Raw genomic sequence first — 16406 nt, 5'->3', positions numbered from 1 at the left:
CTGTGCTATAGTAAAACAGATTAGGAGGACTTACAAACATGACAAACTGGAAAAAACTTACAGCACTCACCGCTGCCAGTCTCCTGGCCGTATCTGCCATGGGATGCCAGAGTAAAAAAGACACAGGCAGCGAAGATATAGATATCGCAGACGTAGTAGAAGACACCGCAGACACAGCCGAAGCAGAGACGCAGGCCGAAGTTGTCTCCGACCTGGAAGCCAGTATCACCTGGTGGACCTACCCCGTATTCGTACAGGACGAGGACCAGGCCGACGGCACCTACGAGCAGACACTGATCCGAAAATTCAACGAAAAATACCCGAACATCAAAGTAGAACTGAAACTCCTGGATTACACCGACGGCCCCGGCATGATCGACGAGCAGATCAAAGCCGAAGGCGGCGAACTCCCGAACGTCCTTCTGGACGAGCCGGGCAGAATCAGCACCTACGCAAAAGCAGACATGCTCAGCGACATCAGCGACCTGTTCACCGACGAAGTCAAGAATGACATGATAAGCGAAAACCTGTTAAGCGCCTGCAAAAATGGCGACGCCTACGTTATGTACCCCTTAAGTGGATCCAACTACGTGATGGCCTTCAACCGGGAAATGCTGGAGGGCTCCGGAGCCATCGATCTGATGAACCGGGAAGGAGCCTGCACCTGGACCACCGACGCCTTCGAGCAGGTACTGGAGAAGCTAAACGCATCCGGCTTCGGATCGGGCATGCTCTACTGCTCCGGAATCGCAGGCGACTATGCGACCCGCTCCTTCATCACAAATCTGTATGACGGCAGCCTGATGAACGATGAGAAGACTGCCTATACCATGAACAGTGACGCCAATCAGAAGGCATTTACCAAGATAAAAGAGTGGGTGGACAAAGGCTGGATGCTGAACGGCGCCGATTCCACCGGCGCGGATGCGGTGGAAGAATTCGTGGCGGGCAATCAGTCCTATTGCCTGCTGTGGAGCCTGCCACAGGCTATCAACAACGCGGCGGCCCTTCAGGAAAATGGTGTGGACGTGGTTGTTATGCCCTACCCGTCCGAGGACGGTAGCCCGTCTCTGGAATATATGCTGAACGGTTTCTGCGTATTCAAGACCGAGGATGAAGCCAAAGAGCAGGCTTCCCGTTATCTGATCGATTTCCTGTGCAACGATGAAGCTGTTGCGAAGGAAAACGTGGTACGCAGCGGTGCGTTCCCGGTACGCGCGTCCATGGGCGACGTGTACGACGGCAACGAGGAGGCGCAGCTTTTCGAGGCGTTGATGCCCTATAGCGGCACATACTACCAGTCTGTAAACGGCTTTGAGAAGATGCGTGTATACTGGTACCAGATGGAAAGCGAGATTCTGGACGGACAGTACAGTGTAAAAGAAGCCGCCAACAGCTTTAATGAGTATGCGACCAAAACGCTGACAGAGAAAGAGGAAGATTAACATGACAGGAATTCGCGGAGGCAGAATCATCGATCCGGTAAGCGGCAAAGATTTTATCGGAGATCTGATTCTGGAAAATGGGACAATCAAAGCTGTAGGAGAGCAGCTGAACCTGGACGGCTGCGAAGATATCATAGAAGCGGCAGGCATGGCGGTTGCGCCGGGCCTGGTGGATGTGCATGTGCATTTCCGCGATCCGGGACTTACGTATAAAGAGGATGTCCTGACCGGTGCGCATGCGGCAGCAGCAGGCGGTTTTACCACCGTTGTCTGCATGGCCAATACGAAGCCGGTAATTGATAACGCCGAGACCCTTCAATATGTATTGAATAAGGGAAAAGAAACCGGCATCCACGTACTTTCCTGTGCCTGTGTCACCAAAGGCATGCAGGGAAAAGAACTGGTAGATATGGATGCTTTACGTGCGGCGGGAGCAGCAGGCTTTACCGATGACGGCATCCCAATTCTGGACGAAGAGGTTCTGAAGGCAGCACTCATCAAAGCAGAAGAACTGCAGGTGCCTGTCAGCCTTCATGAAGAAGATCCGAAGCTTATTACAAACAACGGTATAAACCGAGGCCCGGTATCAGAGAAGCTCGGTATCGGCGGTTCCCCGGCGGAGGCCGAGATCACCATGGTAGAGCGGGACTGCCGTCTGGCCGAGGAGACCGGCTCATACGTAAACATCCAGCACATCAGTACGGCAGGAGCCGTAGAAGCAGTGCGCGCCTCTAAGAGACGGGGCTCCCATGTGACCGCCGAGGCGGCGCCCCATCATTTTACCCTGACGGATGAAGCTGTCCTGACCTATGGCACCCTGGCGAAAATGAATCCGCCCCTTCGGACGGAAGCAGACCGGCAGGCTGTTATCGAGGGCCTGAAGGACGGAACCATCGACATGATTGCCACCGACCACGCGCCCCACAGCATCGACGAAAAGGGAAAGCCCCTGACCGAAGCCCCCAGCGGCATCGTCGGCCTGGAGACCTCTCTGGCCCTTGGCATCACAGAACTGGTCAAACCGGGCTGCCTGACCCTTATGGAACTGATGCGCAAAATGAGCCAGAACCCCGCCGCCCTCTACCACCTGCCCTATCAGGGCATCGCCGAAGGCGCCCCCGCAGACCTGGTCATCTTCGCTGCAGACGAAGAATGGAAGCCCGAAAGCTTCTGCTCCAAAGCAGTCAACACCCCCTTCAAGGGCTGGAATCTGACCGGCCGGGTGCATTACACCATCTGCGATGGAAAGATAGTATACAGTCTATAAGAATAACTATATGCGAAAAGAAAAACGCTGCCTGTGCAGATGAACTTCATCATCCACACAAGCAGCGTTTTTTGGTAACAGAAAGCAGAGTTTATGAAGCCGCAAAATGCGGCTTCAAGCTCATTTCTGCTCCTTCGCCAACAAATACTTCTTAAACCGGATATACTCCCGTATCTCCAACTGCGTCTCCTCCGGAAAGCTTAAGAAATCCATGATGGACTTGGCGTTGGCGCCGCTTAAGGGAATCAGACTCTTGTTGGGGACGGCCGCGTAGTGACGGGGCTCGGTTCCGTCGGCGATAATATCCGAGTGGGCCGACAGATCCGTCAGTACCAGTTGATCCAGAGAAACGTCGTAAATATCGGCCAGCTTACAGATAAGGCTGATATCCGGGACACGGTTGCCGCTTTCATAAACAGTGTAGGTCTGCCGTGCAATATGAAGCTGTTCACTGATATATTTCTGGGAATACTTTTTAGCTTCGCGCAGGCTGCGAAGATTATCAGCCAGATAAGATTCCGACATTGCGTTTCTCCTTGTGTTCCGAAAAGATGGCATTATTATACCAGTTTGCGGATTTCCATATGCGCAATGTCACAAAACGCAGCGCAAGTAAAAATAATATGTCGGCGAACGATGACAGAATATCGCGATTTCATAAACTGCGTCAGAGAATCCGAATCAGAATTTTTTGCGGCTGAGCGTACTGTTATGATACTCGGACGACCAGGTAACCTCTTCTCCGAACCACTCCGGCGGCGTAAAGGCATTGGCCTGCTCCTCGGATGAAAACTCCACTTCTGCGATCCAAAGCCCCTCAAAGGGAGCGGCAAACACATCCAATTCAATAGTCAGGCCGTCAGGAAGCGGAATCAGATACCGCTTCTTGGAAATAATATTACCGTCGGCCTTGGCCTTCAGATGCTCATAGCTTTCAGCTGTCAGGGGCAGATTATACTCCTCGCGGCTCATGAGTCCTTTGGATTTGTAAGTGAGAATAAAAGAATCATCGCTGCGGCGCACCCGCACCACAGGCTCCGTACACAGATAGGCCTGCTCCAGCAATCTGCAGGGAAAAGAATCCAGGTTATCCGGCAGCTTCGGGATTAAAAATTTGCGTTCTATTTCCATAAAAAGACCCCCTTAGACCGTTCCATAAAATCCTGTGTGAAAAAAGGAAAGGTCGTAATCATTCATATTATAAAAGGACAGTAGCACATAGATATAGAAAATTCAACGAGAATTTGCTATAATGTGCGAAGAAAACAAAAGACTGTGACATAAAACGGAAGGAGTCGGAAAAAATGAAAAAAGTAAGTATATTTTTGGCAGAAGGATTTGAGGAAGTAGAGGCGTTGACGCCCGCAGATCTGCTGCGCCGGGCCGGAGCGGAAGTGACGCTGGTATCCATCAAAGCGGAGAAGACAGTGACTGGGAGCCATGGCATTTCTATCACTGCAGACCGTCTGTTTGAGAAGATGGATTATGAAGACGCAGATCTTCTGGTACTTCCCGGCGGCATGCCAGGTACCCTGAACCTGAAGGCATGCGAGCCTTTGCTGGCTCTCTTGAAAGAGCATAACGCCAAAGGGAAAAAGCTGGCGGCCATCTGCGCCGCGCCCACTGTCCTGGGTCATGCAGGTCTCCTGAACGGCAAAAACGCCACCTGCTACCCGGGCTGCGAAGACGGCCTCACCGGAGCCATCTGCCAGACCGCCCCGGTAGTCACCGATGGCATCATCACCACCAGCCGCGGCGTCGGCACCGCGATTCCCTTCGCCCTGAGCCTGATCGCCCAGCTCTACAGCCAGGAGAAGGCGGACGAGATCGCGAAGAGTATTGTGTACGGAGTATAAGACGAAACGACGAAAACCAGGTTCCGGCACAGCCACCTGCCGGAACCGTTCGCCCTTCAAAAAACTTCCAGTATAGCATCCTACACCTCCGCGCACACTACCATCATGGAGGTGATAATCATGACACAGCAGAATTCCGGTTCCAACCAGAACCGGATGGCAGTCCCCGAGTCCAAAGCAGCCATGAGCCGCTTCAAAGAAGAAGTAGCCGACGAGCTGGGCGTTCCCTTAAAAGAGGGCTATAACGGCGATCTGACCAGCGCCCAGGCCGGATCCATCGGCGGCGAAATGGTCAAAAAAATGATCATGAAGCAGGAACAGCAGATGAGCGGTAAATAAAAAGAAAGAAAACAGCCCCCGGCGAAAGTCACCTGTAAGACACAGGAGCCTTTCGCCGGGGGTTTTTTATGTAATAGGGAATTCCTATGGAATCCCCTATTACATAAAAAATATTATCGCACTGCGGCGGAATGGAATGATGTCGCTAAAGCGACCCGCCGCAGGCGGAGAATCCTGCTTTGCAGGATTCTTTCTTATGTGGATAATGAGAAAAATCCCCCGTCAGACCTATGTAAATTTGGTATAAATACTTGATTTTTAAGCCTCACCCATGCTATACTACTAAAATGACTGTAAGTATGTAAAAATATACACAGAGAATTCGTGGAAGGCACAAAGCGCCCCACATTTAAGGAGGAAAATAGAACATGAGTTTACAGGTTGAAAAATTAGAGAAGAACATGGCGAAGCTGACCGTTGAAGTTCCCGCAGAGGAAGTAGAGGCAGCGCTTCAGAACGCTTATCTGAAGAATAGAAAGCAGATTTCCGTTCCGGGCTTCCGTAAGGGCAAGGTTCCGCGTCAGATGATCGAGAAGATGTACGGACCGGAAGTATTCTATGATGACGCGGCAAACGCGCTGATTCAGAAGGCATATCCGCAGGCGGCAGACGAGTGCGAGCTTGAGATCGTATCCCGCCCGACCGTAGACATCGTACAGCTGGAGAAGGGCAAGCCCTTCATTTTCACTGCAGAAGTAGCAGTAAAGCCGGAAGTAACCCTGGGCCAGTACAAGGGCATCGAGGTAGAGAAGGCTGACACCACAGCGACTGATGAGGAAGTAGCAGCAGAGCTCGACAAGGAGCGCGAGGCGAACTCCAGAACCATCACCGTAGAGGACAGAGCAGTTCAGGACGGCGATATGACCGTCATTGACTTCGAGGGCTTTGTTGACGGAGAGGCATTCGAGGGCGGCAAGGGAACCGATTACCCGCTGACCATCGGTTCCGGCGCATTTATCCCGGGCTTTGAGGAGAAGCTGGTAGGCGCTGAGATCGGCAAGGAAGTAGAAGTAGACGTGACCTTCCCGGAGGAGTATCACGCAAAAGAGCTGGCAGGAAAGCCGGCAGTCTTCAAGTGTACGGTTAAGGAGATTAAGGTAAAAGAGCTTCCGGAGCTGGATGACGATTTCGCTCAGGACGTATCTGATTTCGATACTCTGGAGGAGTACAAGGCAGACGTCCGCAAGAAGGTAGAGGAGAAGAAGGCAGCAGACGCTAAGGCAAAGAAGGAAGATGCTGTCATTGAGAAGATCATTGAGGGCGCTGCCATGGAGATTCCGGACGCTATGGTTGAGACTCAGGCAGAGCGTATGGTAGACGAGTTCGCACAGAGACTGCAGATGCAGGGTCTGACCATGGAGCAGTACCTGCAGTTCACAGGCGGTAATGTACAGGCACTGGTTGAGCAGTCCAAGCCGCAGGCGCTGAAGCGTATCCAGAGCCGTCTGGTACTTGAGGCAGTTGCAGCAGCAGAGAACCTGACTGCATCCGATGAGGAGCTGGACGCAGAGCTTGGAAGAATGGCTGAGCAGTACAAGATGGAAGTTGAGAAGCTGAAGGAGATGTTCGCCGAGGAGGATCTGAAGTCTGTCCGTGAGGATCTGGCTATTCAGAAAGCCGTAGAACTGGTAACTGATGCAGCAGTAGAGAAATAAGCAAGATAATAAAGGATTGATTGAATATGGCAAATATGAGTTTGGTACCTTATGTCATTGAGCAGACCAGTAGGGGAGAGCGATCTTACGACATCTATTCCCGTCTGCTGAAAGACAGAATTATCTTTCTGGGGGAGGAAGTTACAGACGTATCCGCAAGCCTGATCGTATCCCAGCTCCTGTTTCTGGAGTCTGAGGATCCGGGTAAGGACATCAGCCTGTATATCAACAGCCCGGGTGGTTCCGTAACCGCAGGTATGGCTATCTACGATACCATGCAGTATATCAAGTGCGACGTTTCCACCATCTGTATGGGCATGGCAGCCAGCATGGGAGCATTCCTTCTGGCAGGCGGCGCCAAGGGCAAGCGTATGGCGCTTCCTAACGCTGAGATTATGATTCACCAGCCCTCAGGCGGAGCACAGGGCCAGGCTACAGACATCAAGATTGTAGCGGATCATATTCTGAAGACAAAGAAGAAGCTGAACGAGATTCTGGCGGCCAACACAGGACAGCCGCTGGAGGTTATCGCCGCGGACACCGAGCGCGACAACTATATGAGCGCCGAGGAAGCAGTTGCGTACGGCCTGATCGACAGCATTGTAACAAAAAGACAGTAATATAGAGGAAATTGTTGAATGGCTAGAATTAGTGATGATAAGGTAAGATGTTCTTTCTGCGGAAAGACGGGCGACCAGGTACGAAAGATGATATCCGGCCCCAGCGGAACCTATATCTGCGACGAGTGTGTGGAACTCTGCGCCGAACTGATTGAAGAAGAATTCGAGCACGATGAAGCACAGGAGGAAGAAGTACGGGAGCAGATCAATCTGCTGAAGCCCAAGGAGATCAAAGCAGTCCTTGATGATTATGTCATCGGCCAGGAAGAAGCCAAGAAAGTACTTTCCGTGGCAGTCTACAATCATTACAAGCGAATTCTGGCGATGGAAGATAAGAAGGATACTTCGGACGTGGAGCTGCAGAAGAGTAACGTTCTGCTGCTGGGACCCACCGGTTCCGGTAAGACGCTGCTGGCTCAGACCATGGCCCGCCTTCTGAATGTTCCGTTTGCCATTGCGGATGCCACATCTCTGACAGAGGCTGGCTATGTAGGCGAGGATGTAGAGAACATTCTGCTGAAAATCATTCAGGCAGCGGATTACGATATTGAGCGTGCGGAGCACGGCATTATCTATATCGACGAGATCGACAAGATAACCAGAAAATCTGAGAATCCGTCCATTACCCGCGATGTATCCGGTGAGGGCGTGCAGCAGGCGCTGCTGAAAATTCTGGAGGGAACCGTTGCTTCTGTTCCGCCTCAGGGCGGCAGAAAGCATCCCCATCAGGAGCTGATTCAGATCGATACCACCAATATCCTGTTCATCTGCGGCGGAGCCTTCGAGGGGCTGGAGAAAATCATTGAGCACCGTATGGATCGCAGAAGCATGGGCTTCGGCGCATACCTTGGTCGGCCGGGTGAGAACGAGGAGATAGGACATCTGCTTCATGAGATGCTTCCGGAGGATCTGGTAAAATTCGGTATGATTCCGGAGTTTGTGGGACGTCTGCCGGTGACAGTAGCGTTGGACGCTCTGACCAAGGATGACATGGTCCGGATTCTGGTGGAACCGAAGAATTCTATCGTAAAGCAGTATAAGAAGCTGTTTGAGCTGGACGGCGTGAAGCTGTCCTTTGAGCGTGAGGCCATTGAGGCCATCGCGGAGCAGACGGTGAAACGGAAGACAGGAGCCCGGGGCTTACGTTCCATCATGGAAGGCATTATGATGGACACCATGTACGAGATTCCGTCCGATGACAGTATCACCAACTGTATGATTACAAAAGAAGTTGTAGAGGGAACAGGTACGCCTGTGACCGCCAGCAACGAGATAAAAGCGCGGGCGTAAGTCCGGAGTCAGAAAGAGTTCCGTTTGCGGGACTCTTTCGTGCATAAGATAAGAAGAAACGAAATACAAATGAGAAGGAGTGAAAAGGATTTATGTCAGAATTAACCGAAACCCTACCCGTGGTAGCATTACGCGGAATGACCATCCTTCCCGACATGGTAATACATTTTGACGTGAGCAGGGAGCGCTCGGTGAAAGCCATCGAAGAAGCCATGCTGCGTGATCAGAGAGTCTTTCTGGTAACCCAGAAGGACGTACAGGTGGAAAATCCGGGACCGGATGATCTCTACCGTATCGGAACCATCGCATCGGTAAAACAGGTCATCAAGATGCCCCAGAAAATTCTCCGTGTGCTGGCCGAGGGCCTGGAACGCGGGGAACTGTCCCATTTTTCGGAAGAAGGGGACTATCTGGAGGCGGAAATTATCCGGTTTGAGAAGGACAGAGAGCTGGAGGCGCTGCCGGAAAGCGCCAGGGAAGCCATGGTTCGGAATCTGGCGGAAATCTTCAGCTTTTACTGCCAGGAAAATGGCAAGATGAACAAGGATATGGAACGTCAGATTCTGGAGGAGACCGATTTGGAGAAGCTGATGAGCCAGGTGCTGATCAACCTGCCGTTGTTCTATGACGATAAGCAGAGACTCCTGGAGGCTGTGAATCTGTCGGAACGTTATGAACAGCTTTGCCTTTTGATGAATAAAGAGATTGAAATTATGCGTTTCAAGAGAGAACTGCAGCAGAAGGTAAAGGCCCATGTGGATAAAGGTCAACGGGAATATCTGCTTCGGGAAGAAATGAAGGTCATCCGGGAGGAGTTAGGAGAGGATAACACCTTTTCCGACGCGGATCATTTCACAGAAGAAGTGCAGAAACTGAAGGCCTCCAAGGAAGTGAAGGAAAAGCTGAATAAGGAGATCTCCAGATTTCGCAATATGGGAATGAATTCTTCTGAAAGCGCAGTCCTTCGTGGTTATATTGAGACTATGCTGGAGCTTCCCTGGGACAAGGCATCCCGGGACAGCAGTGATCTGAAACGTGCTGAAGCAATTCTGAACGAGGATCACTATGGCATGGAGAAGGTCAAGGAGCGTGTGCTGGAGTATCTGGCCGTGCGGATCCTGACGAAGAAGGGAAGTAGTCCGATTCTCTGTCTGGTGGGCCCGCCCGGAACCGGTAAGACCTCTATAGCCCGTTCCATTGCGCGGGCATTGAATAAGAAATATGTCCGCATTTCCCTGGGCGGCGTCCGGGATGAGGCAGAGATACGCGGTCATCGGAGAACCTATGTGGGCGCCATGCCGGGCCGCATCGCCACGGGCATGAAGCAGGCGGGCGTGAAAAACCCATTGATGCTGCTGGATGAGATTGACAAGGTCAGCAGCGATTACAAGGGAGATACCTCATCGGCTCTTTTGGAGGTGCTGGATTCTGAGCAGAACAACCGGTTCCAGGATCATTATGTGGAGATTCCCATGGATCTGTCGGAGGTGCTCTTTATCGCCACCGCCAACGACGTACAGACCATTCCAAGACCTCTGCTTGACCGTATGGAGCTTATTGAGGTCAGCAGTTATACGGAAAATGAAAAGGTACATATTGCCCGCGAGCATTTGATCAGCAAGCAGATGGAGAAGAACGGACTGAAGGAAGGACAGCTTACTATCAGTCCGAAGGCGTTGGAGGATCTGATTCACAGCTATACCCGGGAGGCCGGCGTGCGCCAGCTGGAGCGTAAAATCGGCGAGGTTTGCCGCAAAGCGGCCCGGGAGATTCTGGAGAAGAAGAAAAAAAGTGTAAAGCTCACCGAAAATAATCTGGAGAAATATCTGGGCAAGGCCCGTTATCATTATGATATGGCCAATGAAACCGATGAGATCGGCATCGTCCGTGGTCTGGCCTGGACCAGTGTGGGCGGCGATACCCTGCAGATCGAAGTCAACATCATGCCCGGAAAGGGTGAAATCTCCCTAACCGGTCAGCTGGGCGACGTGATGAAGGAGTCCGCGCGGACGGGCTTAAGCTACATCCGTTCCGTCAGCGACCGCTACGGGATTGACAAAGCGTTCTTTGGAGAGCATGATATACATATCCATATTCCGGAGGGAGCAGTGCCGAAGGACGGTCCGTCCGCCGGTATCACCATGGCGACGGCTATGCTGTCGGCGATGACAGGCATCCCGGTGTATGCCCATGTGGCCATGACCGGCGAAATCACCCTGCGGGGCCGGGTGCTTCCCATCGGCGGTTTAAAAGAAAAGCTTCTGGCAGCGAAAAACGCGGGAATCAGGACAGTCATCGTGCCGGAGAAGAACCGCCGGGATGTGGAGGAGATTTCCGCGGAAATCAAGAAGGGACTGGAGCTTGTCTACGCGGAGCAGATGGAAGATGTGCTGAAAATAGCCTTTCATGGAGAGACGAAATGATTATTAAAAATGTAAATCTGGAGACGGTCTGCGGTATTACCAGCCGTCTCCCGGAAAATGAACTGCCGGAGATCGCCTTCGCAGGCAAGTCCAATGTGGGAAAATCTTCCCTGATCAACGGACTTTTGAATCGGAAGTCTCTGGCCAGGACCTCGGCCCAGCCGGGGAAGACCCAGACTATCAACTTTTATAACGTGAATCAGGCTATGTACCTGGTGGATTTGCCGGGCTACGGCTATGCTAAGGTGACCCAGGAAATCCGGGAAAAATGGGGAAAGCTCATTGAGCGCTACCTGCATGGTTCGAAGCAGCTGAAGGCGGTATTTCTGCTGATTGATATCCGTCATGAGCCGTCGGAAAATGATAAGCGCATGTATGAGTGGATTGTCTGGAACGGTTATGATCCGATTATCATTGCCACCAAGCTGGATAAGATTAAGCGCAGCCAGATTCAGAAGCAGTTAAAGCTGATTCGTACCGGGCTGAACGTGAAGCCCGGCACCCAGATTCTTCCATTTTCTGCGGAAACCAAGCAGGGGCGGGATGAGATCTGGGCGCTGATTGATACATTGATTGCGCCGGAGACAGAGCCTGAAGAAGCTCCGGAACAACCGGAAGCATAATAAGGAAAGAATCCGGCGGTTTTTCCGGATTCCCTGAAAAGAGGTTAAACATATGGACAGAAAGTACTTGAGAAATGTGGTAAACATTGTACTGTTTCTTATGGGGGTGGTGCTGGTCTGTCTTCTGGTTCCACGGTTTCTGATCTTTTTCATGCCCTTTGTGGTGGGATGGGTTATCGCGTTGATCGCGAATCCTCTGGTACGGTTCATGGAAAAACGTCTGAAAATCGTGCGGAAACACAGTTCCATGGTGATTATCATCGGAACCATTGCGTTGATTGTACTGGGCGGCTACGGTCTGATTGCCTGGCTGGCCCGTGAGATCTACGGCTTTATCGGAATCCTGCCGGATCTCTATAAATCACTGCTGGGCGATCTGGAGATTACCGGCGCCAACCTGGCCGGATTGTCTGAGAAGATACCGCCGGAGCTGGTGGAAAAGCTGGCCACGACGGTCAACAGCCTGACCGAATCCCTGGGGAATGTGATCAGTACCATCGGCGGGCCGACAGTGACCGCTGCAGGTAATATCGCAAAGAATATCCCCAATATTCTGGTAAATGTGATCTTTACGATCCTGTCCGCCTATTTCTTTATCGCAGAGCGGGACAAAATCATCCAGTGGGGGCGGGAGCACACGCCGGAGGAGCTGCGCTCCAAATGGCACTTCATCGCAGGCAGATTCCGCAGCGCGGTAGGCGGTTATTTCAAAGCCCAGTTTAAAATCATGGGCGTGGTGGCTGTGATTCTGCTGGTGGGATTCTTTGTACTGCATATCAAATACGCGATTCTCTGGGCCATTCTGGTTGCGCTACTGGATTTCCTCCCATTTTTTGGAACCGGAACTGTATTGATTCCATGGGCAGTCTTAAAGGTCTTAAGCGGCAGTTATAAGTTTGCGGTGGGGCTTATCATCATTTATCTGGTAAGTCAGCTGGTGCGTCAGGTGATTCAGCCGAAGATTGTGGGCGACACCATTGGACTGAATCCGCTGTCCACCATGGTATTTATGTACATCGGTTATAAAGTCGGCGGAATTATCGCGATGATTATCGCAGTTCCCATCGGACTGATTGTGGTCAATCTCTACGAGGCAGGAGCCTTTGACGATATTATCAAAGATGTGAAAGAACTGGCCGAAGGCCTGAACGAATACAGAAAAGGAGAGTAGGCGAAAGCCTGCTCTCCTTATTTTCAGGGAGTTACAGAAGATTTTGCATCAGATACGCGTACATCTGCTGGCTTTTGGTGCTCCAGTGGGCGCAGATGGATTCGGCCTGTTCCTTTGTTGGCACAGTGAGGGTCAGATCGATGATAGCAGAGCCTTTTTCCAGAACCCGGCAGCGGGCGGCATATTCGCCATTTCCGGTGGGGTAATAATCAGCCGGAACAGAGAGCTCATTGCGCAGCTCATAATTGTGTTCTTTCAGATAATCCGCAATCTCTTCCTGTATCTGGGAAGAGATTTTTTTGCCAAAAAATTCCAACGTTTTACGTCCCTCATCGGTGATGGAATAGAGAGAAGTATTGCGGACGGTCTTCATATGGATAAAATGCGCTTCCACCAGCTCGGACAGGGCAGTCTGCACGGTGAAATAATCAGTATATTCCTTGTCCAGCATAAATTCGGAAAGCTGTCCGTTGCTCATGGGGAAGCTTACCTTGTCCAGAATATGGAGAAGAATCAATTTGTATAAGGTCAAAGTGTCTGACATGGCAGTCCGCCGTCCTTTCTTTTGAAATGTCAGGGTGTATAAAGCCGTCCCTGATAAGTATCCCGGTTTTTGAGCTCCCTGTGAATCGTATTCAGCACCTGCCGTTTGGCCTGACTCCAGAGGGGCGCGATAAGCAAATCCTTCGGTCCGTCGCCGGTCAGACGGTGAATCACCAGATCCGGGCGGGAGATCTCCAGGCAGCGGATGACCAGATCCACATATTCATCCAGGGTCAGTACGTGAAAGCCGGCATCCTTATAATAAGCGGCCAGATCCGTGTCCTTTAGAATGTGAAGAAGCTGCAGTTTAATTCCGTCTGCGCCGGATGCATTGATATAACGCACCGTATCCAGAATCATGTCCGGCGTCTCGCCGGGCAGTCCCAGGATGGCGTGTACGACGGTTTCGACACCGATGGCCTTCAGATGCTCCATGGCTTCGTCAAAGACAGGAAGCGGGTAACCGCGCCGGATAAGGGATGCGGTCTCCTCGTGAATAGTCTGCAGTCCAAGCTCCACCCAGACCGGTTTTATCTGATTCAGCTCATAGAGCAGTTCCAGCACGTCCGGTCCCAGACAGTCCGGGCGGGTGGCGACAGAGAGTACAGCCACATCCGGGTGGATGATGGCCTCTGTGAAAATCATCCGCAGATGTTCTATGGGAGCGTAGGTGTTGGTGTAAGCCTGAAAATAGGCAATGTAGCGCTGTACCGGGCGTTTCCCGGCCAGGCGTTTTTTCGCGTCCTCGATCTGCTCCGTTATCGAAAGGGCAGGGCTGGAAGCAAAATCCCCGGAACCACCGGCGCTGCAGAAGATGCAGCCTCTGGTTCCCAGGGTCCCGTCCCGGTTGGGACAGGTACAGCCGCCGTTCAGGGACAGCTTATAGATTTTCTCTCCAAAGCGCTCCTGAAGGGCAGTGTTCAGGGAACGGAAGCGGTTCTGCGGCATGAAAAAGTCTCCTTACAATAGTAGTTAAGTAATAGTATAACTTTTTCTCCCGCAGCCTGTCAAGAAAGCCGGGCGAGATAGTCGGCAAAGGCGGCAATGCATTCGCGGGGATAGGGCTGTGCATTTTTCCAGAGCGGATAGACGCCGAGGGTCCGGAACACTTCAAAATTCTGATGACGGAAAATCACGTCCCTGGCCGTGCGGATATCCCGCTCGACGCTGGGGCAACTGACATGATATTTTGCCGCCACAGGGAGATAAATATCACGGCGGAGATTTTGAAGCCGCGTCAGATCCTCTGAAGCCAGAAGAACTGCGTCAGCGAAATAAGCGTATCCAAGATACTGCGCGCGGAGGCCTGCCAGCTGAAGCAGAGAGTATAATGCAGATTGTCTCACGAAAATTCCTCCTTTGTAAGAGTAAATGTAACGATTCTGGTACGGAACAGTTATGAGTAAATATTAAAAAATACGATTGGAAAAGGAAAAAACAGACAAAAAATCAGGAATTGCTATTTGGAGAGAGATGTTATATAATAAATTATCTATGTGAAAAAAAGGACAGAAAGTAAAAATAGAAACAGGAGGAAGAAACAGATATGAATGAGTATCAGGAGACTTACGAAAAAGAAATCAGCCTGATGGACCTTATGTTTTACTGCCTGAAAAAATGGCGTTGGATCGTAGCTTCCATGCTGATTCTGGCAGTGCTGGCCGGCGGTTATAAGTACCAGGCTACCGTGAAGGGGAACGCATTGAAGAAAGAAGCAGAGGCGCTGGGAGATGATAAAAAGGAAGAAAACCAGGAAAAAGGCGTCATTACCAATCCCAATGTGGAATATGGCCAGTTGGCTGTAGACAATACGCAGCAGACGCTGGAAACCATGAAGGAATACATTGACAGCTCTGTTGTGATGGGGCTGGACGCTTATCATCTGAATACGGGAATTTTAAGCTACTATATCAATACCGATGGAATGAGCGAGTCTGAGCGCGTGAATCTGCTGGCGGTCTATAAGACCTTCACAGAGGATGGAAGACTGGCTGACGCGCTGCTTCAGGCAGACGACAGTATTGAAAAATCAGAGCTGCAGTATCTGATCAGCTTTAACGTGGAGTCGTCCAATACGATGCAGACTGCTTCCGATAAGACGTCTGTAGTATATGTGACAGGCGACACGCAGAATGAGTTGGCAATTTTCCGGGTTCAGATTGGGGCAGACACAGCGGAAAGATGTGAGACCTATACAGAAGCTGCGGAAGCGGCGTTTCGCGCATATGCCCGGGAGGTGCAGGGAAAGATGGGAGCCCATTCTCTGGAGCTGCTTTCTTCTTCCCGGACGGAATGTGTAAATCAGAGTGTACAGGATTATCAGACCGGTATTCTGAATACATACAGCACGCTGTATTCGCAGTTTAAGTCTATGCAGACCGATTTGAAAAATGTGAAAAATGACGAGGGCGAAACCATTGTGGTAGGCGAAGAAGTAGTCTATGACAATCCGGTCAGCGGAGCAGTCAAGTACGCTGTTGTGGGTCTGGTACTGGGAGCGTTCCTGGCAGCCTTTGTCCTGGTGGTTCTGTATCTGATGAGCGGAAAACTGGAAGGAATTGACGACTTCCGGGAAGAATTTGATATGCCGCTTCTGGGTCAGGTTACCAAAAAGAATGGCAAAAAGCGTCTGTTCAGCTTTATCGACAGCTGGCTGGTACATTTACAGGAAGGCGCGTATGCGGATATTACCTACGAGGAGCAGGTAAAGATTGCGGCGTCCAATCTGAAGGCGGCAGCCAGAGATACGGGTGTGAAGAAAATCATGCTTGCGGGAACCATTGCGAAGGAAGAAGCGGAAGCCTTTCGGGCAGAGCTTGTCCGGGAGCTGGGCGATCTTACCCTTTCATCCTATGAGCGCATCGTTTTCCAAGCAGCTGCGCTGGAGGAACTGAATGAATACGAGGGAATCCTGTTTGTGGAGAAACAGGGAGTATCCTACAGTAAAATGATAAAAAAAGAGCGTGCGCTGGCGGCAGACAGAGACGTCAGAATCCTTGGCACAGTGATTTTGTAAAAACATAGAAAGAGGGGCTGTGAAAAAACATAACCTATAAAAAAGAAGGGCCAAATGATTTCTCATTTTTTCACACGCCCTTTTTATATAGAAAGTGCTGCACAGAAAAGAAAAGATCTGCGTGAATTTCGCCTCATGTTAATTTTTCCTCGAGGATA

16 protein-coding genes are annotated in these 16406 nt (G+C 51.1%); 11 read left to right on the top strand and 5 right to left on the bottom strand.

The features are described 5' to 3' along the window. Positions 1-38 precede the first annotated feature (38 nt). Complete coding sequence (locus ACTRC3_RS10055; RefSeq protein WP_349163699.1) at positions 39-1445, top strand: ABC transporter substrate-binding protein; 1407 nt, start codon at positions 39-41, stop codon at positions 1443-1445. 1 nt (position 1446) lies between these two features. Beyond that, positions 1447-2712: a dihydroorotase gene (locus tag ACTRC3_RS10050; RefSeq protein WP_440322967.1), complete on the top strand. Its 1266-nt coding sequence runs from the start codon at positions 1447-1449 to the stop codon at positions 2710-2712. A 120-nt stretch (positions 2713-2832) separates the two neighbouring features. Here the strand turns inward: ACTRC3_RS10050 and ACTRC3_RS10045 are convergent, their stop codons facing one another. Further along, complete coding sequence (locus ACTRC3_RS10045; RefSeq protein WP_440322966.1) at positions 2833-3237, bottom strand: helix-turn-helix domain-containing protein; 405 nt, start codon at positions 3235-3237, stop codon at positions 2833-2835. A gap of 156 nt (positions 3238-3393) precedes the next feature. After that, positions 3394-3843, bottom strand: a complete 450-nt coding sequence (locus ACTRC3_RS10040; RefSeq protein ID WP_440322965.1) for a CYTH domain-containing protein — start codon at positions 3841-3843, stop codon at positions 3394-3396. A 173-nt stretch (positions 3844-4016) separates the two neighbouring features. On the opposite strand from ACTRC3_RS10040, the gene ACTRC3_RS10035 reads away from it, so the two are divergent. The 8 genes from ACTRC3_RS10035 (at position 4017) to ytvI (ending at position 12689) form a co-directional block, all read left to right on the top strand. Next, entirely contained in the window at positions 4017-4568 is a 552-nt protein-coding gene (locus tag ACTRC3_RS10035; protein ID WP_440322964.1) for a DJ-1 family glyoxalase III, read from the top strand. A gap of 120 nt (positions 4569-4688) precedes the next feature. Then, positions 4689-4907: a small, acid-soluble spore protein, alpha/beta type gene (locus ACTRC3_RS10030; protein ID WP_440322963.1), complete on the top strand. Its 219-nt coding sequence runs from the start codon at positions 4689-4691 to the stop codon at positions 4905-4907. Positions 4908-5275: 368 nt separating this feature from the next. After that, entirely contained in the window at positions 5276-6562 is a 1287-nt protein-coding gene (tig, locus tag ACTRC3_RS10025) for a trigger factor (protein ID WP_349163688.1), read from the top strand. Positions 6563-6597: 35 nt separating this feature from the next. Then, entirely contained in the window at positions 6598-7182 is a 585-nt protein-coding gene (gene clpP / locus ACTRC3_RS10020; protein ID WP_178038877.1) for an ATP-dependent Clp endopeptidase proteolytic subunit ClpP, read from the top strand. Between the two features lie 18 nt (positions 7183-7200). Beyond that, entirely contained in the window at positions 7201-8472 is a 1272-nt protein-coding gene (gene clpX, locus ACTRC3_RS10015; RefSeq protein ID WP_440322962.1) for an ATP-dependent Clp protease ATP-binding subunit ClpX, read from the top strand. A 92-nt stretch (positions 8473-8564) separates the two neighbouring features. Next, positions 8565-10895: an endopeptidase La gene (gene lon, locus ACTRC3_RS10010; RefSeq protein WP_440322961.1), complete on the top strand. Its 2331-nt coding sequence runs from the start codon at positions 8565-8567 to the stop codon at positions 10893-10895. After that, a complete protein-coding gene (yihA, locus tag ACTRC3_RS10005; protein WP_440322960.1) occupies positions 10892-11518 on the top strand; it encodes a ribosome biogenesis GTP-binding protein YihA/YsxC in 627 nt (208 codons plus the stop codon). Before lon ends, yihA begins: the two co-directional genes overlap by 4 nt. Before the next feature lie 52 nt (positions 11519-11570). After that, positions 11571-12689, top strand: coding sequence for a sporulation integral membrane protein YtvI (gene ytvI, locus ACTRC3_RS10000; RefSeq protein ID WP_440322959.1), 1119 nt, complete (start codon positions 11571-11573; stop codon positions 12687-12689). Positions 12690-12720: 31 nt separating this feature from the next. On the opposite strand, the gene ACTRC3_RS09995 is transcribed toward ytvI, so the two are convergent. From ACTRC3_RS09995 to ACTRC3_RS09985, 3 genes are read right to left on the bottom strand one after another with little or no spacing between them, the layout of a single operon-like run. After that, on the bottom strand, positions 12721-13233 hold the full coding sequence (locus ACTRC3_RS09995; protein WP_349163685.1) for a DUF4364 family protein: 513 nt from the start codon (positions 13231-13233) through the stop codon (positions 12721-12723). A gap of 29 nt (positions 13234-13262) precedes the next feature. Further along, on the bottom strand, positions 13263-14180 hold the full coding sequence (locus ACTRC3_RS09990; protein ID WP_440322958.1) for a TIGR01212 family radical SAM protein: 918 nt from the start codon (positions 14178-14180) through the stop codon (positions 13263-13265). 59 nt (positions 14181-14239) lie between these two features. Continuing rightward, entirely contained in the window at positions 14240-14578 is a 339-nt protein-coding gene (locus ACTRC3_RS09985) for a sporulation initiation factor Spo0A C-terminal domain-containing protein (RefSeq protein WP_349163683.1), read from the bottom strand. Positions 14579-14778: 200 nt separating this feature from the next. Between ACTRC3_RS09985 and ACTRC3_RS09980 the strand changes: the two genes are divergently transcribed. After that, a complete protein-coding gene (locus ACTRC3_RS09980; RefSeq protein ID WP_440322957.1) occupies positions 14779-16248 on the top strand; it encodes a hypothetical protein in 1470 nt (489 codons plus the stop codon). The last annotated feature ends 158 nt before the right edge of the window (positions 16249-16406 follow it).

Origin of the sequence: Laedolimicola sp. (assembly GCF_051972735.1) — a bacterium.
Taxonomy (GTDB): Bacteria; Bacillota; Clostridia; order Lachnospirales; family Lachnospiraceae; genus Laedolimicola; species Laedolimicola intestinihominis.
The sequence above is the reverse complement of the archived record's forward strand: the minus strand, read 5'-3'. Positions and strand labels throughout refer to the sequence as shown.